Origin of the sequence: Nonomuraea sp. NPDC050663 (assembly GCF_044456985.1) — a bacterium.
GTDB lineage: Bacteria > Actinomycetota > Actinomycetes > Streptosporangiales > Streptosporangiaceae > Nonomuraea.
In genome coordinates, this window is record NZ_JBITGL010000001.1 from 510020 (window position 1) to 531844 (window position 21825).

A 21825-nucleotide genomic window follows, 5' to 3' on the forward strand; every position below is an offset into this window, starting at 1 on the left:
GCTCAGCCTCCGCGCTTCTTCAGTGCCTCGACCACGGCCTCGGTGTAGAAGCCCTGGACGGCGTTCTTGAGCAGCACCCGGTCCTCGGGACTGAGCGGGGGCGCGCCGGCGGCCTTGAGCCGGTCCTCGTAGGCCTTCATGTGCTCCTCCGACAGCTCGATGACCAGATCGCTGGCCTCGCCGTTCTCGTTGCCGCCGAACAGCCCGCCGATGATGGGCAGCTTCTGGAAGAAGTTGTCCTCCTTGTCGAGGGTCTTGGCCAGGTTGCCCGCGACGGGCCACTTGAGCCGCTCCTCCAGGAGGTTCTTCCAGATCGTGCTGGAGACCTCGCCCGGCACCAGCTTGCCCAGGCGGCCGATGGTCAGGTCGATCGGCAGGATGAGCGTCTCGACGACGATCTTGCGGCGCTCCTCCTCGCTGAGGTCGATGTCGTGCACGGCACCGACCATCAGGCTGCCCAGGGCGCCCAGCTGCGCCATGGCCAGGGTGAACTTCTTGCGGTCCTCGGGGTTGTTGAGGTCGCCGCCGCCCATGTCGAGCGAGCCGGTGAGCAGGCGCATGCCGTCCGAGAGGGTCTGGCGGCCCTCGGGGCGCTGGAAGATCCCGGCGATGAGGTTGGTCAGGTCCTTCTCGCTCAGGTTGTCCCAGCCCTTGCCGGGGTTGAGGTAGCCGAGCTCCTTGTCGTTGCGCGAGGCGGTGAGCGCGGCGATCTCCGGCAGCCAGGTGGCGGCGTGCTTGGCGACGATCGCGTTGATCTCGGCGTCGTCGAGCGCCTCGGGCTTGAGCCCGCGCGCGGACAGGGCCTTGGCGAGTGTCTGGAAGGCCTCCCTGCCCGTCTTCGGGTCGCCGAGCTCGGTGTTGAGGGCGTCGGCGAGAGCCTTCTTGAGGACGGGGTCCTTGCCGAAGGAGTCGGTGTAGGCGGCGGCCGCGTGGGCGAGTGCCTTGCGCCGCTCGGGGCCCGGCAGACCGCCCGTGAGCGCCTTGGCGATCGCGCCGCTGACCAGGGCGTCCAGGCCCGGCGGGCGGCCCTCCTCCAGGACCGCTGGCTGCAGCAGCCGGTCGGCGGTCGTCTGGTCGGTGGCCAGGAGCGCCTGGAAGGCCTCGGGGTTCTCGTCGAGCGCCTTGAAGAACCAGTACAGCCGCCAGTTGTCCTCCGGTCCCGTGTGACCGGTGACCGCCGAGGCCAGGTACTTGCCCGCCTCGACGATGAACTCCTTGGACTGCGGGGCGGCGGCCAGCAGCGCCGTCATCACGTCGGGTCCGGGCGTGGTCAGCATGTGCTTGCGCAGGTCGGGCACGAGCCCGGCGGCGTCAGCGGCGGCGAAGGCGTCGACCAGCGGGCCGAGCTCCTTCTTGAACTCCTCCAGCTCCTTGGGCGTCAGGCCCTTGCCGTAGGGGTCCTTGTTGTACTCCATCCACTTGGCCATGATGTCGCCGTAGGCCTTGTGGCCCAGCTTGTTCAGGAAGCCCGCGGCGAAGGCGGGGTCCTTCATCTGGTCGCTCTTGAGCAGCTTGAGCATCTCGTCGAAGTTGCTCATGCGCGGGTCCTTCTCGTAGGCCGCCCACGCGTCCTTGAGCTTCTGCGCCTCGTCCTCGCCCGCCCGCTTGGCCGCGTCGGCGCTGGAATAGGGGAAGTCGGCCACCCGGAAGTCGTCGCGCACCCGCCGCGCGCCCGGCACGGACTGGATGGTCTGGATCCGCCATTTCAGGTCGCGCTCGGAGTCGCTGAGGAAGGTTCCGCACTGGCCGATCTGCTCGGCCCCCCTCGCTCCGCTGGGGAAGGCGGCGCCCGCTTCCGCGATGCCTCCCGACAGCGCTCCCTTGAGCGGACCCGCGGATTCCGCGGCCGTTTTGAGTGCGGTGGCCAGCTTGGTCGCGGCGCCTGGATTGAGCCCCACGAACTCAGTCATGTCGTGTCACTTTCATAACTTTTGCGACGCTATCGCCATGGAACGTGCCACGGCCGATCTTTCGGAAACGTTCACGATTCCGTCACTCTCGTGGCTGAGGGTGTTTCTGTGGTCGGTGTGACTTGACACGCTTCGGCTCGGTATTGTCGGAATTCGTCACCAGCGTCCCCTCAATTCTGGAGCCCCTGTAGATGAAGGCCACCGAGCAGTCCTTCCGCAGGCCCGAGGCGCAGCGCTTGGCTGATCAAGGAATTGCCTCCCAGCCTGCCGCGAGCCGCCGACTGCCCTCCGCCCCGCGCGAGCGCAAGCCTGCCCTCGCCGCCCTCGCGGTCCTGCTGATCGTGGGCGGCGCCCTGCTCACCGCCTACCTCGTCCTGCAGATGGGCAACCGCGTCCCCGTGCTGAAGCTCGCCAGGGACGTCCCCGCCGGCCAGCGCTTCCAGCAGGGCGACTTCGTCGAGGTCGACGTGCCCAAGGACATGGACGTGCAGTACATCCCGGCCGGCCAGATCGACCTGGCCCAGCAGAAGTACGCCAGGTACGGCATCCCCTCGGGCACCCTGCTCACCGAGGCCCTCACCATGGACTCGCCCGAGGGGCTCGTGGCCGGCAAGGCCGTGGTCGGCCTCTCGCTCAAGGCCGGCCAGGTCCCCGCGATGATCAACGCGGGGCAGCGGGTGCAGGTCATCTACGTCTCCGGCGAGGAGGGCACGGCCGGGACCGGCAAGGTGCTGGCCGACCGCGCCCTGGTCCAGTCCGTCACCAGCCCGGAGAGCGGCAACGTCCTCGTCGACGTGGTCATCGACAAGGCCGCGGCGGCCAACGTCTCCGCCGCCGCCTCGGCCGGCCGCATCGCCCTGGCCTACCTGCCCGGCGGCAACGGCAGCCAGGGCCAGCCCGCGGTCACCCCGACCCCGCAGCCCTCGGACTCCACCACCGAGGACCCGATCGAGCCGACCACGAAGCCCACCAAGGAGCCCAAGCAGTCGACCAAGCCCACCGCCAGCCCGTCGGCCACCGAGAGCGGGTGACCCATGGCGCTCATCGCACTGGCCGCCGACAAGGGCGCGCCCGGAGTGACCACCGCGGCGACCGCGCTGGCCGCCGTCTGGCCGCGCCAGGCGATGCTGGTCGAATGCGACCCCGCGGGGGGCGACCTGGCCTACCGGCTGCCCGGTGAACACGGTCACGCGCTCAACCCCGCCCAGGGCCTGCTGTCCCTCGGCGCCGCCGCGCGCAAGGGCCTGGGACCCCAGCAGATCGGCGAGCACACCCAGCGCCTCATCGGCGGCCTCGATGTGCTGCTCGGCCTCACCGCCTCCGAGCAGGCCTCCGGCCTGACCTGGTTGTGGGACCCGCTGGCGCAGGCGCTGCGCGGCCTGCCCGACACCGACGTGGTGCTCGACTGCGGCAGGCTCGGCGCCTATCAGCCGCTCAACGGGCTGCTCGCCGCCTGCGACATGATCGTCCTGCTCGTCCGGCCGCAACTGGACCAGGTCGCGCACCTGCGCGACAGGATCACCTCGCTCGGCGCCGCGCTCGGCGAGCGCACGCGTGCCGTACCGCCGCTCGGCGTGGTCGTGGTGGCCGAACCCAAGCAGTACGGCAGGGCGATCGGAGAGGTGCGCCGCGTGCTCTCCGGAGCCGGGATGAACGAGAACGTCGTCCTGGGCGGGCTCGCCCACGACGTCAAGGGCGCCGAGCTGCTGCGCGGCGAGTGGGGCGGGCGCCTCGACCGCACCCTGCTCATCCGCTCCACCCGCGAGCTGGCCACCACCCTGACCGGGCACCTGGCGAGGGTGGCGATGCCCCGATGATCGACCACGGGCTCGTCAAACGTTTCCGCCAGGAGGTCGGCGACCGGCTGGCCACCCAGCGCCGGCTCGACGCCGCCAACGGCCTGGCCCCGATGACCGGCGAGGACGAGCGCCAGTTCGCGCGCGCCCTCATCGCCCAGGTCCTCGAAGAGCACGCGCGCAACGAGATCGGCATCGGCCGCACCCCGCCCAACGCCGAGGAGGAGGAGGCCCTCGCCGCCGGCATCCACGCCGCCCTCTTCGGCGTCGGCCGCCTCCAGCCGCTCCTGGACAACCAGGAGATCGAGAACATCGACATCAACGGCTGCGACAAGGTCTTCATCAGCTACGCCGACGGCCGAGAAGAGCTCGGCGAGCCGGTGGCCGAGTCCGACGAGGAGCTCGTCGAGCTGATCCAGATCCTGGCCGCCTACTCGGGCCTGTCGTCGCGCCCCTTCGACACCGCCAACCCCCAGCTCGACCTGCGCCTGCCCGACGGCTCGCGACTGTCGGCGGTCATGGACGTCGCCGTACGGCCCGTGCTGTCGATCCGGCGCGCCCGCCTGGGCAAGGTCTTCCTGCCCGACCTCATCGGCAACGGCACCGTCAGCCCCGAGGTGGGCCGCTTCCTGGCCTCCGCGATCGCCGCGCGCAAGAACATCATGATCGCCGGCTCCACCAACGCGGGAAAGACGACACTCCTGCGCGCCCTGGCCAACGAGATCCCGGTCAACGAGCGGCTCATCACCGTCGAGCGCGCGCTGGAACTGGGCCTGGACCAGTTCCCCGAGCTGCACCCGAACGTGGTCGCCTTCGAGTACCGCCTGCCCAACGCCGAGGGCCAGGGCGAGATCACCATGGCCGAGCTGGTCAGGCGATCCCTGCGCATGAACCCCAGCCGCGTCATCGTCGGCGAGGTGCTCGGCGACGAGATCGTCACCATGCTCAACGCGATGACGCAGGGCAACGACGGCTCGCTGTCGACGATCCACGCCAACTCCTCCATGGAGGTGTTCAACAGGATCGCCACCTACGCGCTGCAGGCCTCGGAGCGGCTGCCGATCGAGGCCACCCACATGCTCATCGCGGGCGCCATCGACTTCGTCGTCTTCATCACCAAGCGCAACGACTACCACCAGGGCGGGCGGTTGCGCCGGTTCGTGTCGTCGATCCGGGAGGTCACCGGCGTCGACGGCAGGGTGCTGTCGTCGGAGGTGTTCGCGCCCGGACCCGACGGCGCCGCCGTACCGCACGCGCCCATCCAGTGCATCGAGGAGCTCGCCTACCACGGTTACCACCCGGGATACGGGGGCGGCTGGCGATGAGCACCCTGATGATGTCGATCGTCGGAGGCGCGCTGATCTTCGGCGGGCTGTTCCTGCTGGGTTTGTTCATCAGGGGCACGGAGGTGCGCACGCGCGCCGCCACGCCCGCCGACCGCAAGGAGCAGCTGCGCAACCTCTCGACCAAGGTGGGGCTGGCCCTCGTGGTCGGCGTCGTGGTGCTGGTCCTGACCCGCTGGCCGGTGATCGCCGTCGGCTCCGGGCTGCTGGTGCTCGGCTGGAACGGCCTGGCGGGAGGCGCCGCCGAGGAGCGGGTGGCGATGAAGAACCTGGAGGCCCTGGCCGCCTGGACCGAGTCGCTGCGCGACACCATCGCCGGCGCCGCCGGCCTGGAGCAGGCCATCCCGGCCTCGATCCGCGCCGCCGCCCCGACGTTGCAGCCCCACCTGCGGGCCCTGGTCGACCGGCTGCACATGCGCGTGGCCCTGCCCGACGCGCTGCACCGGTTCGCCGACGACCTCGACGACCCCTCGGCCGACCTGGTCATCGCCGCGCTGGTGCTCAACGCCAAGCTGCGCGGCCCCGGCCTTCGCGAGGTGCTCACGGCGCTGGCGTCGTCGGCGCGCGAGGAACTCGACGTGCGGCGCAAGGTCGAGGCGGAGCGGCGTTCAACGCGGCGGTCCATGCAGATCGTGGTGGGCGCCTCCATCGGATTCGCCGCCCTGCTGGTGATCTTCAACCCTTCGTACGTCCAGGAGTACCAGGGGTGGCTGGGGCAGGTCGTCCTGCTCGTGGTGGCCGGATTCTTCGGCGCGGGATTCGCGTGGATGAGGCGGCTGGCCAAATACAACAAGCCCGAGCGGCTCCTGGCCCGGGTCGCCCCCGCGGGTGAGGAGGTGGGTGCACGATGACCTTGGCCCTGCTCGGAGGCGCCCTGATCGGGCTGGGGATCTTCGCCCTGTCCCGGTTCCTCTTCCCGGCGCGCCCCGGCCTGGCCGCGCGGCTGTCGGCCACCGACGGGCTGCGCCGCGAGGCCGCCGCCTCCTCCATCAGCGTGATCACCCGCGAGGAGGTCAGCCCGTTCAAGCAGCGCCTGGGCGAGTCGATCGGACGCTTCTACGCCGCCCGCGGCTGGGAGATGCGCTCGGCCCGCGCCGACCTCGCCCTGCTCGGCCGCTCGTGGGACGGCTTCCTGGCCACCAAGTGCCTGCTCGGCGCCGCAGGCCTGCTGTCGGCGCCGCTGGTCGCCGGATGGGTCTCCCTCATGGGCTGGGACTTCAACCTGACCGTCCCGGTCTGGGGCGCGCTCCTCATCGCGCTGGTCTTCTTCATGCTGCCCGACCTGCAACTCAAGAAGGACGCAGCCGCCAAGCGCCGCGACTTCAGGCACGCCGTCGGGGCGTTCCTGGACCTGGTGTCGATGAACCTGGCCGGAGGGCGCGGCGTGCCGGAGGCGCTCATGATGGCCTCCTCGATCGGCGACGGCTGGGCGATGGTGCGCGTCCGCGACGCCCTGTCGAACGCCCGCATCGTCGGCATCACCCCCTGGCAGGCCCTGGGCCAGCTGGGCGAGGAGGTCGACCTGGACGAGCTCAGAGACCTGTCATCCGCGCTCGGGCTGGTGGCCGAGGACGGCGCCAAGGTGCGCCATTCGCTCGCCGCCAGGGCCGAGACCATGCGCCGCCGCGAACTGGCCGAGGTCGAGGGCCAGGCCGGCGAGCGCTCCCAGTCCATGCTCGTCGCGCAGCTGCTGCTCTGCGCCGGCTTCCTGATTTTCCTGAGCTTCCCAGCCGCTATGAAGATGTTGGGATCATGAAAGGGGACGTGTCCCAGTGAACTCACCTCTCGTCGTCTACCTGAGGGCCATGCTCGGCGTGCGCATGGAGCGCGCACGCAACGCTCCCAGCCGCGGCGCCTCCGCGGTCGAATGGGTGATCATCACGGCCATCATCGCCGGCGTGGCGATGGGCCTGGCCGTGGTGATCAAGGGCCTGGTCGAAGGCAAGCAGGCCGAGATCTCCCAGGGTTTCGGCGGCGGAGAAGGCGGCGACTAGCCGTAGCCATGACCGCCTCCTCCCCTCCCACCCGCGAACGCGGCGCCTCGACGGTCGAGCTGGCCATCATCATGCCGGTCGTCCTGGTGGTGATCCTGCTGATCGTGCAGTTCGCGCTGATCTTCCACGGGCGCCAGGTGGCCGACGCCGCCGCCCGGGAAGGTGCGCGGGTGGCGCGCTCCGCCGGAGCCGAAGCGGCCGGATGGGAGGCTGCGGCCACCAAGCGGGCCAAGGACATCCTGCGCAACATGGGCCCGCAGATGCTCGAGAAGGCGACCGTGACCACCTGGCAGCGCGGCAGCCAGCGCGGCGTGACCGTGCGCGGCAACGCCGTGGCCGCCGTGCCGCTGCTGCCCGGCATGAGCTTCACGATCACCTCGGAATTCGGCGGGCCGATCGAGTGCTTCCGCCCCGACAACGGCTCGGGAGGCTGCCAGTGAACCGCGAACGCGGCTCCATGGCCGTCGAGACCGTGCTGCTCGCACCGGTGCTGCTGCTGTTCATCCTCTTCCTGGTAGGGGCGGCGGTCATCGTGGAGCACCAGGGCGAGGTCAACGGCGCCGCCCGCGACGCCGCCAGGGCCGCCTCCGTGCAGCGTGACTACGGCGGCGCCCAGCGGGCGGCCACCGACGCGGCACGCGCCTCGCTGGCCAACGGCTCCTGCAAGGGGCCGAGCGTCAGCCTGGCCGGATCCAACTGGACCGAGGGCGGCGAGGTGCACGTCGAGGTGAGCTGCACGCTCGACCTGGGGGCGGTGGCCGGGTTCGGCTTCGCCGCCACCAAGCGCATGACCTCGACGGCCGTCGCGCCGCTGGAACAGTTCCGGAGGATCGAGTGAGGCGCCACACGCCGCGGCTCGCGTCAGCCGTACGGCGACGGTTCTCCACGGCGGCACGCCCCGACCGCGGCAGCACCGCCGTCTTCGTGGTCATCTTCTCCCTGGCGCTCTTCCTGCTGGCGGGCCTGCTCGTCGACGGCGGCGCCGCGATGAACGCCCGCCTGCGCGCAGGCGACATCGCCGAACAGGGCGCGAGGGCCGCGGCCGACACGATCGACGAGGACGAACTGCGCGCCTCCGGCAACATCCGCATCAGGGACGAGGCCGCCGCGTGCGGACGGGCCCGCCGGGTGGTCGGCGCGCACAAGGAGGCCAAGGCCCAGATGACCCGCTGCAACGTCACCGGTGGCAACCGGGTCGACGTGAGCGTCGAGATCAAGTGGAACGCGATCCTGCTCAGCGTGATCGGGATCAACGAAGGAACCATGTCGGCCGAGGTGTCGGCCGGACCGGAAACGGGCGATTAGGGATGTCAAGACAACCAGTGCGAGTGCAGTCGCGATCGGCGATGGACGTCGTCCTCGGCATCCTGTCGATCATCGCGTTGCTCGGGCTCGTGGGCGGCGTGCCGTACGCGCTCATCAGATTCTTCGGCAACCCGCTCCCGGAGAGCATCTCCCTGGAGGCGCTGACCCAGCAGGTCGGCTTCCAGACGGTGCTCGACATGCTGGCCATCCTCGTATGGCTCGCCTGGGCGCAGCTGGCCGTGTGCGTCTTCGTCGAGCTGTGGTCGGGCGTGCGGCGGGTGGGCGTGCCCGCCCAGGTGCCCTTCGCCCGCGGGCCGCAGGCGCTGGCGCACCGGCTGGTGACGGCGGCGCTGCTGCTGTTCACCGCCGCCGCCGTGGTCGCGCCGATCGTCAACGCGGTCTCCGCCCCCTCCAGCGCCAAGATCGCCGCCGCCCAGCAGGCCGTGCCGCAGCCGGTCGTGCAGGAGGCCGAGTCGCTGACGCCGGTGAAGAAGGTCAAGAAGGTCTACACCGTCCAGCCGCCCGAGGGACGCCACCACGAGTCGCTCTGGGAGATCGCCGAGAAGTGCCTGGGCGAGGGCCGGCGCTACAAGGAGATCTACGAGCTCAACAAGCACAAGGTGCAGCCAGACGGCACCAAGCTGCACATCGCCAGCCTGATCAGGCCCGGCTGGGTGCTGGAGATGCCCGACGACGCGCGCAACGTGCACATCGTCAGCGAGGACGACTCCCGTCCCGAGATCCTGCAGAACCACCCCGACAAGCCCGCCGAGCTCGACGGCAAGAACACGCACGTCGAGGTCAAGCAGGACCGCGAGGGCGACCGCTCCCGCGACACCGGACCCTCCAACGACGCGTTCGACCCCGAGCAGACCATGAACGTGCGGCCCTCGGTGGTCCAGGACGCCCTGGAGCAGAACCCGCTGGAGCAGACCCAGAACGTCCGGCCCGACATGGTGCAGGCCCCGGCCGACGACGGCCTGGACCTGTCCGCCCTGCCCGACTACGTCGCCGCCGCCTCGCTGGCCGCCGCCGGACTGCTGGCCGCGCTCGGCCGCCGCCGCCGCGAGCAGCTGTGGGCACGGGCCTTCGGGATGCGCCAGCCGATGCCCTCCGGGCCCGGCGCGCTGGCCGAGAAGGCGCTGCTGCTCGGCGCCGACATGCAGGGCACCCGCCTGCTCGACCTGGGCCTGCGGCACCTGGCCAAGGAGCTCGGAGCCGCTGGCCGTACACCTCCCACCGTCTACGGCGCCTTCCTCGCCCCGACCCACCTCGACCTGTGGATCCACCCCGGCGACAAGGAAGCGCCCGCGCCCTGGCAGGCCGTCGACGGCGGCGCCGTCTGGCGGCTGGACGCCACGCAGGGCCTGCGCCTGTCCGAGCAGGGCCTGACCGGCGTGCTCGCGCCGTACCCAGGCCTCGTCTCGCTCGGCGCCAACGACGGCGGCCGGGTCCTGGTCGACCTGGAGGCCGCGCACGGCATCATCAACCTCGGCGGCCCGCCCGAGTACGTGACCGCCGCGCTCGCCGCCGTCGCCGTCGAGCTGGCGACCAACACCTGGTCGGACCACATGAACCTGGTGCTCGTCGGCTTCGGCTCCGAGCTGTCCATGGTCGCCCCCGACCGCATCACCTCCGTGGCGACGCTCGCCGAGGCGCTGCCGGTGCTCGAGAGCGCCGCCGGCGAGGTCCAGAGCGCGCTGGCCGCCGTCGGAGCCGACTCCGTCCTGACTGGCCGGGCACGCGGCGTGCACGGCGAAGCCTGGATGCCCACCTACCTGATCTCCGCGGTGCCGCCCACCGCCGAGGAGGCGCAGCGCCTGGCCGCACTGGCACGCACCGGATCGCGGCTGTCGTCCGGCTACCTCATCGCGGGCCAGTCGACGCCCGGCGCGGTGTGGCAGTGGTCCGTCGACGCCTCAGGGCAGGCCACGCTGCCCGCCCTGGGCTTCAACGTCAAGGCCCAGCTGCTCCCCGCCGACCAGTACCAGCAGGTCATCGACCTGTTCAGGGCCGCCACCCGCCGCGACGGCCAGCTGATGCCCGACCCCTCGCCCTCGGGACCCGTCGGCCACCAGCTCCAGCCCGGCTTCCAGGCACTCGCCGAGATCCGGGTGCTCGGACCCGTCGACGTGCAGGCCGTCAACCCGCTCGAAGCCGACCGGCTGGCCCAATGCCAGGAACTGCTCGCCTACGTCGCCACCCACCCGGGCGGCGTGCACCCGCGCGTGCTCGCCGGGGCGCTGTGGCCGCGCGGCGTCGAGGAGTCGGTGCGCGACGCCGTCATCGACCGGGCCATGGACTGGCTCGGCGACGACGTCAACGGGCGGCCCAACCTCTTCCTGGACATGGAGGGACGGCTGCACCTGGGGCCGTTCGTCCGGGTCGACTGGGAGATCTTCAAGGAACTGCTGCGCCTGGCCCGCCAGGACCCGCAGCAGGAGGTGGCCATCCTGGAGTACGCGCTCAACATGATCCGCGGACCGCTCCTGGCCGACCGGCCCACCGGCCGGTACCTGTGGCTGGCGGGCGACCCCGTCGAATCGGAGGTGACGGCGCGGATCTCCGACGCGGCGCAGCGGTTGTGGCAGCTGCGGATGGGCTCCTCCGACGCCGAAGGCGCGATCTCGGCGGTGCTCGCCGGGCTGCGCGTCTCCGAAGGCGACGAGGCGTTGTGGCGGGCGCTGCTGCGCGCCGCGCACGCGACCGGCGATGCCAACACGCTGCAGTTCTGGGTCGGGACGCTGCGCCAGCGGGCGGCCAACGCGCAATACTGGGGGCGGCTGGTGCCCGAGACCGAGGCGCTCATCGAGGAACTGCTGCCCTCCGCCGTGCCGTCGCAGGTGGCCGGATGAGTCCGCGACCCGTGGTGACGTGGGTGGCCTGCGCGGGGGCGGTGCTCGCCCTGGCCGCCTGCGGCCCCACCCCCAGAGCGGGCACCGGCTTCGGCTCGCCCTCCCCGCAACCCGTCGTCGCCGACCCCTCGGACTCCGCCGCCCCCTCGGCGGCCCCCACGACGGCCCGGCCGAGGGTCAAGCTCGGCGACTACCCCTACCCCAAGGACTTCAAGGTCGTCTTCTCCGACTACCCCGGCGAGGACGCCGAGATCGTGGGAGTCTTCCGCGACTTCTGGGGCGCCTGGTGGTACTCCGTCACCACGCACGGACGCGACGACCGCTACCGCGACTACCTCACGCTCGACGACCCGCTGAGCGGCGGGCTCACCGTCTTCCCCGAAGTCGTGAGCAGCTGGCAGCGCGAAGGCGTACGGCCGACCGGCACCCTGCGCGTCGACAAACTCCGCTCGACCCTCGTCGAGAAGGACAAGTTCGGCTTCGTCGGCTGCGTCGACGCCACCAAACTCGGCACCAAGGCGACCACCTCCGGCGAGGAGCGCTGGACGCTCGGCAAGCGCAAGACCTCTCGTTATCAGATGCGCGTCATGATGATGCACACCGCGGACGGCTGGAAGGTCAGAGCCTTCATGTCCGACTACGAAGCTAAGGAGTGCCGATGAAACGGCGCCTGGTCGCAGCGGCCCTGGCCGTCTCCGTCGTCTTCTCCGCCGCCCCGGCCCACGCCGACGACCCCAGCGTCGGAGGCGGGGGCGACGGCCGCGAATACTACGTCAATACCCAGGTGACCGTGTCGGGCAACGGCACCTCACCCGGCGGTAACGTGCACATCCCGCCGGACTTCGACCCGCCCAAGTGCTGGTGGGAGCCGAAGTTCACCTACGCCGAGATGGTGGAGTGGCTCACCGGCATCAAGAAGGCCTTCGACAGCACCTTCTTCGGCAGCCTGATCGAGTTCATCGTCGACGGGATCCTGAAGGAGTTCAAGCAGTACGAAAGCTGGCCCGGCAAGATCTTCTGGCTGCTCACCGACGACAAGACCGCCGAAGGCGCCGCCTGCTACCAGGCGACCGAACCCAAGTGGCGCGTCATCCGCCAGGTGCCCGTCGCCGAAGGCGACAAGCTGATCGACCCGTGGGACCTGGCCAAGATCGCCCGTGCGAACCTGCGCCTGCCCCAGCCCGTCGTCACCATCAACCCGCCCGACGGCACCTCCTACGTCGGCCTCGAGACCTGGGTCGGCGTGCGGCCGCAGCAGGACCTGTCGGTCACCGCCTCCGTCACCGGCTACCCGGAACTGTCGGCGACCATCAACGCCCGGCCCTCACGCGTCCAGATCACCACGACCGGGCCCGGCCAGATCAAGGACGGCGCCAACTGCCCGCCGTACGAGAAGGGCGCCTCGCTCGCCTCCGGGTGCTGGATCAAGTACACCAAGTCCTCCCTGGGCAGCCGGTACACGATCACCGTCACCCAGTTCTGGGAAGTGACCAGCACACCAAGCTTCGACCTGCCCCAGGGCGAAGTCTCGTCGACCGCCACCATCCAGATCGACGAGATCCAGTCGACCGTGCGAAAGTGACCACGTGAAAACGGTGCTCGTCTACGGCGCGACCGGGATGATCGGACAGGGCGTGCTGCGTGAATGCCTGCTCGACCCCGAGGTCGAGCAGGTCATCGCGGTCACGCGCCGCCCCACCGGGGTCAGCGACCCCAAACTGGTCGAGATCGTCCGAGCCGACGTCACCGACCTGACCGGGCTGCCCGACGCCATCGACGCCTGCTTCTTCTGCCTCGGCATCTCGTCGATCGGCATGTCCGAAGACGACTACCGCGCCGTCACCAACGACCTCACCCTGGCCATCGCCACCCCGCTCGCCGCCCGGCACCCGGCCATGACGTTCGTGTACGTCTCCGGCGCGGGCGCCGACGGGCGCGCCATGTGGGCACGCGTACGGTCGAAGACCGAACAGTCCGTGCTCGCCCTGCCCTTCCACGGCTACGTGGTACGGCCGGCGTTCATCCAGCCCATGCACGGCGAGGCATCACGGACGGGGTGGGTACGGGTGGCGCTCGACGTCACCCGGCCGCTGCAGTCGCTGATGGTGCGCTACGTGCCCAGCTACGCGACCACCACGGAGCAGATGGGGCGGGCGATGCTGGGCCTGGCTCGTCACGGGTTCCCGCGCAGGGTGCTGGAGAGCATCCACATCAACGCCGTGCGCGCCTGATGTGGATGGCGGCGGCGGGCTGCGGGCCGAGATCCGCCGGGAGGCGGAACGGGCTCGTTCCACGGGGGCGCCTGAGCTGACGTTCGCTTTGTGGAGGTTGTACGGGGACTGCGGGGATCGGCTGGCGTACGAGCGGGTCTACTTCGAACGCCGCCGCCGCTTAACGGCCCTCCTCCTCGACGCGCACCTTTCCGGCGAGCTTGGAATGGACACTCCCGCGTGGCTCCCGCCTGGCAGAGTGCCGCACGCTGGCACGAAGCCCACACCCGGGTCTGCGCCGCACCCCACCACCGGCTCTGAACCCAAGCCGGTGCCGCACTCCACCGCCGGCTCTGCGCCCGGGTCTGCGCCCGGGTCTGCGCCCGGGTCTGCGCCCGGGTCTGCGCCCGGGTCTGCGCCCGGGCCTGCGCCAGACCCAGTGCCCGCCTCCCACCCGACCTCCGGACCCGCGCCGCTCCCCGTTGCCCGCCCCGCACCATCACCCCCCGACCCCGCCCTCCACGACCTCATCTGGTCGATCTGCAACGAACACTCCTGGACCCTCCCCGCCCATGAGCCGGGCCCCATCGACCTGTTCGCCGCCGAAACCGCCCAAACCCTCGCCGAAGCCATCCCCCTCCTCGGCCCAAGCCTCGACCCCCGCCTCCAAGCCCGCATCCGCACCGAGGTTCACGACCGCGTCCTACGCCACCTCACCCCCGACGCCCCACCCCACTGGTGGGAAACCTCCACCCACAACTGGTCCGCCGTCTGCGCCGGCGCCTCCGGCCTGGCCGCCCTCGCCCTGGACTCCGAGCACCTTCCCCAGATCCTCCCAAGAGTGGAAGCCGCCCTCCGTTCCTTCCTGTCCGGCTTCGGCCCCGACGGCGCCTGCCTGGAGGGCGGCGACTACTGGACCTACGGCTATGGCTACTTCACCTACTTCGCCGAAGCCCTGCGAGAACGAACCGGCCAAGACCTCCTCGCCGGCACCGCCCACATCGCCTCGTACCCCTCCATGATCGACTTCGGCGACGGCACCCGCCCCGCCTTCGCCGACTCCTCACCCCGCGCCACCTACCCGCAAGGCCTCCTCGCCAGACTCCACACTCGCCTCGCCATCCCAGTGCCCACCACCCATGCCCCGCCGTCGTTCCACGACGACCCGTGCTACCGATGGGCCCACCTCAGCCGCACCCTCTGGTGGGCCCCTCACACGGCCACCCCCACCGGCCAGCCCGAGGCTGATGCGCCGCCTGTCACTCCCAGCAGGGAAACCATCGCACCCGCCACGATTGCTCCCGCTGCTCCCGCTGCTCCCGCTGCTCCCGCTGTTCCGGCTGTTCCGGCTGTTCCGGCTGTTCCGGCTGTTCCGGCTGTTCCGGCTGTTCCGGCTGTTCCGGCTGTTCCGGCTGTTCCGGCTGTTCCCGCTTCCCCTTCCGCCGCTCCTGCTGCTCCCGATCTCCCTGTCCCAGCTCCCATCAGAAGCTTCCTCCCCGACGCCCAGATCCTCGTCCTCCGCACCCCAGGGGCCTGTTTCGCCGCCAAGGGCGGTCACAACGACGAACCGCACAACCACCTCGACCTGGGCCACTTCGTCCTCCGCCTCGACGGCGAGACTGTCCTCGACGACCTTGGTGCACCCGAATACACCCGCGACTACTTCGGCGAGAACCGCTACAAGGTCCTCCAAGCGTCAGCCCTGGGTCACTCGGTTCCCGTGATCAACGGCTCCACTCAGCAACCCGGACCCACTCACCGCGCAGTCGTCCTTCACGTGAGCCCCGAGCCTCCACCCGCGAACGTCAACTCACCCACACACGCCGGCTCACCCGCACACGCCTCCGTCGGGCCAGCCTCGGCTACCGAGCCACACGCGAGCGTCGAGCTGACCCCGAGCGTCGAGCTGACCCCGAACACTGAGTCGTTCGTCCTAGACCTCACACGCGCCTACGACGCGCCAGCCGTCCAGCGCTTCACCCGCCGCTTCGACTGGCACCCTCCCAGCCTGGTCCTCACCGACGAGTTCGTCTTCTCCACAGGCCACGGCCTGGTGGAGGAGCTGTTCATCAGCCGTCTTCGCCCCAAGCTCACACCCACGACGATCGCCTGGGGACCCGCCACCCTCACCATCCCGCCCGGCTGGAGCGCTGAAGCCGAGGAACTGCCGGTCCAGGACCATGACGGCCGCCCCGAGATGGTTCACCGAGTACGGTTGACAGCAAAGATCGCCTCCGGCTCTCACTCGTTTCAATTTCGGTGGTGATCGACTGACCCGGTATCAGGTCAGTGGTCATACGACTCGTAGCCCCGTAGCCGTGCGGTCGCCCAGGCGATTAGCCACGGATCGCCGCCTCATCAAGGCCGCTCCAGGCCGAGATACCCGGGCGGCAATCGTCAGCACCGACCCGCGGCCACAGCGCCAGCCCCAGCTTTCCGCCGCGCCCTGGCCCCCAACCCCACCTGGGCCCTCAGGCTCACTCCAGCCCGCACCCGCAGCGCCCCCTCAGCCCTCCAAGCCGCAGCGCCCGAGCCCGCAGCCCGAGCCCGCAGCCCGTGGGCCAGGCCCCACCTGCTGGCCCCACCCGCTGGCCTCGGCCACGGGGCTCCTCGACAGATAGGCCGTTAGCCGTCACAGCGGGCTCGGGTCAGGGAGCGCAGCCTGGATCGGGGTGACCGTGCCCATCGTGAGAAGAAGCCCCCGACCAGGCGGCCCGCCTACCGCGCCCCGCGGTAGCCGTACCGTGAAGAGATCCCCGTCGGCGGGGCTCTGAACGGCCAGCAGCAAGCCTGTGCGGGGTTTGCGTGCCTCGGCGACGAAGCCGCGGTAGGCGGTGGAGAGGTCGCCGGTGGCGCCGGCGAGGATCAAGCCGTGGTCGCCGTCGCGGCCTGTTCGGAGGATCTCGTCCAGCAGTAGGCCGAGTGGGGCGTCGGGGTTGATCAGTTCGGCGTCGTCGACGATCACGACATATGAGTCCAAGTCGGTGATCAGTTCCTGCAAGCCGATGCCGTTGCCGTCGAGGACGGCTCGGGCGCCCTCCAGGTCTCGCAGGGGGCTGCGGCGCGGGACGACGGCGATCACGGGGGTGCCCTGAGCGATCAGGGAGCGGGCGGCTGTCACCAGGACGGATGAGCGGCCCGAACGGGGTGGGCCGGCGACTACGGCGCCTGGGCCTTGGGCGAGGAGGTCGATGCCCATGGGGGTGAGGGCGTCGCCTCCCACGCCGACGAGGGCCCAGAGGGGGGAGGGCGGAGTGAAGCCGGGCTGCAGGTCGAGGGCTTGGCTGGCGGTGATGCGGTTGGGGATGGAGTCGACTCGCAGTGGGGGTTCGCCCCGCCATGGCCACGGGGTGGGGGTGGCGGTTCCTGGCCTGCGATCGTGAGGGGGTGGGTCGGCTGAGGTCGCTCTGGTCATGGCTGTGGCCGAATTCGCGTTCGGGTTCGGGTCCGGGGTCCCGGCCGCTGCGGGGGCGTTAGGGGTCGGGGCTGGGGTGAGGGTGTCGGCCGGCCAGGTTTGTCTGGCGAGCGTCTGGAGCACCGCGACCTGGGCTGGGCCCGATGGGTCGGGTGTCAGGAGGGCGATCTGGCTTTCCTCCATGCCCTGCTCGCCCATGGTGAGGGCTCGGCCGGGGGGCATCGAGGTGGGGAGGTCCTTGGCGGGGAAGCCGGCCAGGGCGTAGTCGGAGGGGTCCGACAGGCGGAGCAGGAGGCGGTCGTCGAAGACCGTGGAGACCTGGCCGATCAGGGCGGAGCGGTCGCCTGTGACGATGGCGCGCAGGCCTACGGCGGCGCCTTCTCGGAGGAGTTGCAGCAGGGCGTCGGTCAGTTTGCCGTAGTCGTAGCCCTCGAAGGCGGCTACGTAACCTTCCCAGCGGTCGAGCATGAGGATCAGCCAGGGGAGATGGTTGCCTGCCTGGCGGTATTCGGACAGGGAGGCGTGGCCGGCTTCGGCGAGCAGTTGTTGTCTGTGTCCTACTTCGGCGCGGAGGCGGGTCAGGAGGCGTTCGACGCGGTCGAGCTGGTCTCGGGTGACGACGGCACCGCAGTGCGGCATGGCGACCAGCGGGAGGAGGGCGCCGGAGCCGCAGTCGATGGCGTGGAGGTGGACGTCGGCGGGGGAGGCGGTGGCGGCGATGCTGCCTGCCAGGGTGCGCAGGGCCGTGGAACGGCCGGAGCGGGCGCTGCCGGCGATCAGGAGGTGGCCGCCGTGTTCGAGGTCGAAGGTGAGGGGGCGGCGTTCCTGAGCCCAGGGGAGGTCTGTGACGCCGAAGGGAAAGGGGCCGGGGGTGTGGAGGTCGGTGCTGCTGTGTGAAGGGGTCAGGGGTGCGGGGAGGTCGAGGACGAGGTGGGTGGGGAGGGGGTCTAGCCAGGGAGTGGGTTGGTTGGGGGTGTTTGTTAGGCGGGCTGCGTCTGCGACGGCGTCTACGAGGATGGCGAGGTCGGTGATGTCGTTGGTGTCCGTCGTCTCGCGGGGTGGGGGGAGAGGGCGGCCGAGGGTGCGCCAGGTGAGTTCGGAGACGCGGACGGGGCCGCGGGTGGTGGAGGTGGTGGCTCGGCCGCCGATTCGGGCGGTTTGTACGGCTGTCGCGGCGCCAACGCCCGAGCGTACGTAGCAGCGGCCTGGGGTGGAGCGCAGGATGTGGGCGGCATCGGGGACGTCGATGACGTCGGTGGATTCGGAGGGTTCTGTCACTCGTAGGGCGATGCGGAGGGAGGTGTTCGCCTGGATGTCGGCGGTTACCACGCCGGCGGGGCGCTGGGTGGCGAGGATCAGGTGGACGCCGAGGGAGCGGCCGCGTCGGGCGATGTCGACCAGGCCGGTGACGAAGTCGGGGAGTTCGGTGACCAGGGCTGCGAATTCGTCGATGATCAGGACGAGGCGAGGTAGGGGCTCCAGGTGGGAGGCGGTGGAGCCCGGGGCGTGGGGCGACAGGCTGGGCGACAGACTGGAGGGGGGCGCTTTGGGTGACTCACCGGTGGTCGGCCAGGGTGAGTGGGGGCTGGGAGCCTGCGCCGGGGTGGAGCTGTGGGGGCCGAGCGCGGATGTCTGGGCGTACGAACCAGGTGCCTGAGCGGGGCCGGTGGCGTACGAACCAGGTGCTTGAGCGGGGCTGGGGGCGTGTGAATCGGGTGCCTGGGTGGGGCTGGAGCCGTGGGGGCCAAGGGCGGATGTCTGGGTCGGGCTCGGGGTGTGCGGATGGGGTGTCTGGGTGGGGTCGGGAGCGTGGGTGGCGGACGTGTGGGATCGGCTTGGGGTGTTGGAGGGCGGTGTTGCGGCTGGGTGGGGGGTGGTTGCGTGGTCCTCGGCGTCGCGTGGGGTGGGGAAGGACCAGTTGCCCGACGGTTCGCCCGGGCGGGGGGCGGCGGCTGACTGTTCGTCGAGGAGGCGTGGGAGATCGAAGGCGCGGCGGGAGAAGCGGGCGAACGGGGCGGGTTCGCTCGCGTAGGGGCGCTGGGGGGTTGAGGCAGGTCCCGTGGTGCTGGGGGTGGGCTGCTTTGGGGTGACGGGGGTCCAGGGTGACGAAGGCGGGTGGGGTGAGTCCGTTTCGTCGGGGTGGGTGCTGGTGGGCTTCCTCGGGCCGGGGGGTTGGGCCCTGCGGGGGGTGATGTGTGGGTGGGCGGGGCGGGATTGGTGGAGCTTGTCCAGGTAGTCGTCGATGTCCTTGGCGCCTGCGGCGAGGAGGAGGCGTTCGCGGCGCCTGATCTCGGCGGCTAGGGAGTCGAGGGCGCGCTTGGTGAGGTGGCCGTCGAGGTCGGTGACCATGCCGACGGTGTGCGGGAGCCGTACGCAGTCGTTGAAGGCGGCGCCGCCCTTGTAGTCGATCAGGACAAAGGTGAGCTGGTCGGGGCGGTTGGCGACGGCTAGGGAGCAGATGAGCGTTTGGAGGAGTTCGGATTTGCCGGCTCCGGTGGTGCCGGCGATGAGGGCGTGGGGGCCGTCTTGGGTGAGGTCGATGCTGTAGGGGCCCTCCGGGCCTATGCCGATTTGGGCGCTTGTGGTGCCTCTTACCGGCCAGCGGGAGGCGATCTCGTCGGGCGTGGGGGTGGGGAGGGCCAGGAGGTCGAGGAGTCGGGCGGAGGTGGGGAGCTGGGCGGACTGGTCTTCGCGGCTGACGTCGCGGATGGGGGCCAGGGCGCGGGCCAGCCTGTCGCACCAGGATGCCGAGACCTGGTCGGCGAGGATGGGGCCCAGCGTGTCGAGGCCGCCGCCGCGGAGCCGTACGTGGTCGTCGTCGCCGCACGTGGCGACCGTGGCGCACTCCTCGGGGAGGAGACGCTGGTCGTCGTCGATGGCCAGGGTGTAGACGCCGGCGCGGGGGCCCTGGCGTAGCACCTGGGGCATGCCGGGCAGGCCGCGCAGGACCTGGGCGCCGTCGAGGATGACGAGCACGTCGAAGGGGCGTTCGTCGTAGGTGGCGAAGGCGGGTTCGGTGGGGGTGGCGGGGCCGCCCAGGTCGTCCCAGCCTGTGGGGATCTTGCCGAGTTCGGGGATGGCGGTGTTGAGACGTTCGTCGATCAATGAGGTCAGCTCGGCGACCCGGCGGGCGGCCGTCTCAGGGTCGGTGCCGGCCAGCACGAGGCTGTCGGCGGCCAGCAGGCCGGGCGCGGCGCAGTGAGGGAGCCAGCGCGCCCAGCCCCAGCGTGACTCACCGTCGGAGTGCGCGGAGAGGATCACGACGGCCAGGTCGCGCGGGCTGTGCAGGGTGGCCGCCTGGCCGATGAGCCAGCTGACCAGGGCGGTGGAGACCTCGCGCGCGCCGGTCACGCCCGCCACGCCGAGGCGGCGCATCGGCAGGGCGACGGGTACGGCACGGCAGGTGGGAGGGTCGATGGCGCTCCCGCGTTCCTCGCTGAGTTCCAGGTTGGCGGGCAGATCGGCCAGGCCGACGCGCAGGCGCAACGCGTCGGGGTCGTGGATGCGGCGCTCCCACAGACGGCGACGGGGGCCGGTGGCGGTGAGCAGGACCTCGGCGGCGTCGGGCGCGTCGGAGCGGCGGGTCAGCTCGTCCTGGCGCCTGGCGTGCTCGACGCTCTCGTCGTAGTCAGCGAGAAGCTCCAGGTGCTCGCGCATCGCCCGCCGGTGCTGCTTGCGGCCGTGGCGGCGGTCGCTCCACCACTGGCCGAACATGATGACGGGGCTCATCAGGGCGATGAGCAGGAAATACCACTGGTGGAGGAAGTAGGCGAGGGTCAGACCGATGATCAGGGGGAGCAGGGCGGCCAGGAGCTGAAGCCGCAGCCCTTCCGCGCGGGTGGGCTCGCGGGGACGCTCGAAACGGCGCTCGGGCTCGGCTCTGCGCAGCCTGGGCGGGCGATTGTAGGCGACTCCGCCCTCGGGCCTGGGGGCCAGGTGGGCGTCGGGTGACTCGATGGCGGTCAGGGCGAAGACGGAGGAGCCGCAGGTCAGCAGGGCGTGTTCGGGCCAGTCGCGCCGCTCGGTCAGGGGCGCGGCGTCGAGGTGCAGGTCGCTGGGGTCCTCGGGGGGTTTGGGGGCGCGGGATTCCGCTCGGTCGAGTAGTTGGGCGACGTCTTCCGCGTAGCGGCCCTTGAGCTTGCGGCGGGGAGCCAGGGTGGGGCGGGCGTGCCGCACGGGCTCGATGGTGATGGTTTCCGCGGTTATGCGGAGGACCGCGGTTTCCGGGGAGAGGCTGCGGTCGGGGACGGCGATGGCGCACATGTCGTCGGAGCCGATGACGTGGACGCCCAGGCCCAGGCGGTGGACGATGCCCGCGCCTGGGCCGCCGACCACGCGGATCTCGGCGACGCCGCCGGGCTCGTCGGTGACGGTGAAGTGGGCGAGGGACTCCGAGAGCGCGATGCGATCGCCGTCGTGGAGGACGGCGCGGGCGCGGGTGCGGGAGTCGAGGAGCTGGCCGTTGCGCCACAAGGCGGCGGTGGGGGAGGTGGTGGGGTCGGCCGACTCGTGGTGGGCGCCTCTTCCGGTGTCGTCGCGGCCGGGAGCTGCGGTCGATCGGTGCGGGCGGTCGTGCTCTGGAGGGGCGGGGAAGCTTTCGGGGTGGGCTGAGCGGTGGCGCGCCGAGGAGGGCGCGGGGCGGTCGCGCTCCGATGGGGACGAGAGGTACGGCGGGCGGTTGTGTGCCGGGGGTGAGGTGGGTGAGGGCGGTGACAGGCCGTAGGGGGCGCGGTTGAGGCGCACGACCTTGGCCAATGGCTCGTCGTGGCCGCGCAGTGCCTCCGCGACCCGGCCGACCGACAGGTTGTCGTCGCCCTCGATGACCACGTCACGATCGCCGCGCTCATCGAGCACGGTGAGCATGATCCGCATGTGCCGACTCCCTTTGACTGCGACCGGGGACAAGGTAACGCCGGCGACCAAGTTAAGCCGGGCGAATGACGGCACCGGCATGGCACACAAGATCTGTGGATAACTCGAAGCCTGTGGAAAACCTG

The 21825-nt window shown here is 70.9% G+C and carries 16 protein-coding genes; 14 read left to right on the forward strand and 2 right to left on the reverse strand.

Going from position 1 to position 21825, the window contains the following annotated elements:
• Window positions 1–2: 2 nt before the first annotated feature.
• Complete coding sequence (locus ACIBH1_RS02570) at window positions 3–1910, reverse strand: hypothetical protein (protein WP_397311782.1); 1908 nt, start codon at window positions 1908–1910, stop codon at window positions 3–5.
• Window positions 1911–2101: 191 nt separating this feature from the next.
• Here ACIBH1_RS02570 and ACIBH1_RS02575 point away from each other — a divergent pair, with 191 nt between their 5' ends.
• The 14 genes from ACIBH1_RS02575 (at window position 2102) to ACIBH1_RS02640 (ending at window position 15679) form a co-directional block, all read left to right on the forward strand.
• Complete coding sequence (locus ACIBH1_RS02575; protein WP_397311783.1) at window positions 2102–2941, forward strand: hypothetical protein; 840 nt, start codon at window positions 2102–2104, stop codon at window positions 2939–2941.
• A gap of 3 nt (window positions 2942–2944) precedes the next feature.
• On the forward strand, window positions 2945–3727 hold the full coding sequence (locus ACIBH1_RS02580) for a hypothetical protein (RefSeq protein ID WP_397311784.1): 783 nt from the start codon (window positions 2945–2947) through the stop codon (window positions 3725–3727).
• Entirely contained in the window at window positions 3724–5031 is a 1308-nt protein-coding gene (locus tag ACIBH1_RS02585) for a CpaF family protein (protein ID WP_397311785.1), read from the forward strand. The genes ACIBH1_RS02580 and ACIBH1_RS02585 overlap by 4 nt, the downstream gene beginning before the upstream one ends.
• Window positions 5028–5900, forward strand: coding sequence for a type II secretion system F family protein (locus ACIBH1_RS02590; protein ID WP_397311786.1), 873 nt, complete (start codon window positions 5028–5030; stop codon window positions 5898–5900). The genes ACIBH1_RS02585 and ACIBH1_RS02590 overlap by 4 nt, the downstream gene beginning before the upstream one ends.
• Entirely contained in the window at window positions 5897–6805 is a 909-nt protein-coding gene (locus ACIBH1_RS02595; RefSeq protein ID WP_397311787.1) for a type II secretion system F family protein, read from the forward strand. The genes ACIBH1_RS02590 and ACIBH1_RS02595 overlap by 4 nt, the downstream gene beginning before the upstream one ends.
• Window positions 6806–6821: 16 nt before the next feature.
• Window positions 6822–7043, forward strand: coding sequence for a hypothetical protein (locus ACIBH1_RS02600; protein WP_397311788.1), 222 nt, complete (start codon window positions 6822–6824; stop codon window positions 7041–7043).
• 8 nt (window positions 7044–7051) lie between these two features.
• On the forward strand, window positions 7052–7483 hold the full coding sequence (locus ACIBH1_RS02605; RefSeq protein ID WP_397311789.1) for a TadE family protein: 432 nt from the start codon (window positions 7052–7054) through the stop codon (window positions 7481–7483).
• The gene (locus ACIBH1_RS02610; protein ID WP_397311790.1) at window positions 7480–7881 is read left to right on the forward strand and encodes a TadE/TadG family type IV pilus assembly protein; all 402 of its coding nucleotides are present in this window, start codon (window positions 7480–7482) and stop codon (window positions 7879–7881) included. Before ACIBH1_RS02605 ends, ACIBH1_RS02610 begins: the two co-directional genes overlap by 4 nt.
• Window positions 7878–8348: a pilus assembly protein TadG-related protein gene (locus ACIBH1_RS02615; RefSeq protein ID WP_397311791.1), complete on the forward strand. Its 471-nt coding sequence runs from the start codon at window positions 7878–7880 to the stop codon at window positions 8346–8348. Before ACIBH1_RS02610 ends, ACIBH1_RS02615 begins: the two co-directional genes overlap by 4 nt.
• 41 nt (window positions 8349–8389) lie before the next feature.
• Window positions 8390–11203, forward strand: coding sequence for a BTAD domain-containing putative transcriptional regulator (locus ACIBH1_RS02620; RefSeq protein WP_397311792.1), 2814 nt, complete (start codon window positions 8390–8392; stop codon window positions 11201–11203).
• On the forward strand, window positions 11200–11865 hold the full coding sequence (locus tag ACIBH1_RS02625; RefSeq protein ID WP_397311793.1) for a hypothetical protein: 666 nt from the start codon (window positions 11200–11202) through the stop codon (window positions 11863–11865). The genes ACIBH1_RS02620 and ACIBH1_RS02625 overlap by 4 nt, the downstream gene beginning before the upstream one ends.
• Window positions 11862–12785, forward strand: a complete 924-nt coding sequence (locus ACIBH1_RS02630; RefSeq protein ID WP_397311794.1) for a hypothetical protein — start codon at window positions 11862–11864, stop codon at window positions 12783–12785. The genes ACIBH1_RS02625 and ACIBH1_RS02630 overlap by 4 nt, the downstream gene beginning before the upstream one ends.
• A gap of 4 nt (window positions 12786–12789) precedes the next feature.
• Window positions 12790–13434, forward strand: a complete 645-nt coding sequence (locus ACIBH1_RS02635) for an NAD(P)H-binding protein (RefSeq protein WP_397311795.1) — start codon at window positions 12790–12792, stop codon at window positions 13432–13434.
• Between the two features lie 418 nt (window positions 13435–13852).
• A complete protein-coding gene (locus ACIBH1_RS02640; RefSeq protein WP_397311796.1) occupies window positions 13853–15679 on the forward strand; it encodes a hypothetical protein in 1827 nt (608 codons plus the stop codon).
• A gap of 366 nt (window positions 15680–16045) precedes the next feature.
• Here the strand turns inward: ACIBH1_RS02640 and ACIBH1_RS02645 are convergent, their stop codons facing one another.
• Entirely contained in the window at window positions 16046–21700 is a 5655-nt protein-coding gene (locus ACIBH1_RS02645; protein WP_397311797.1) for an FtsK/SpoIIIE domain-containing protein, read from the reverse strand.
• Window positions 21701–21825: the final 125 nt, after the last annotated feature.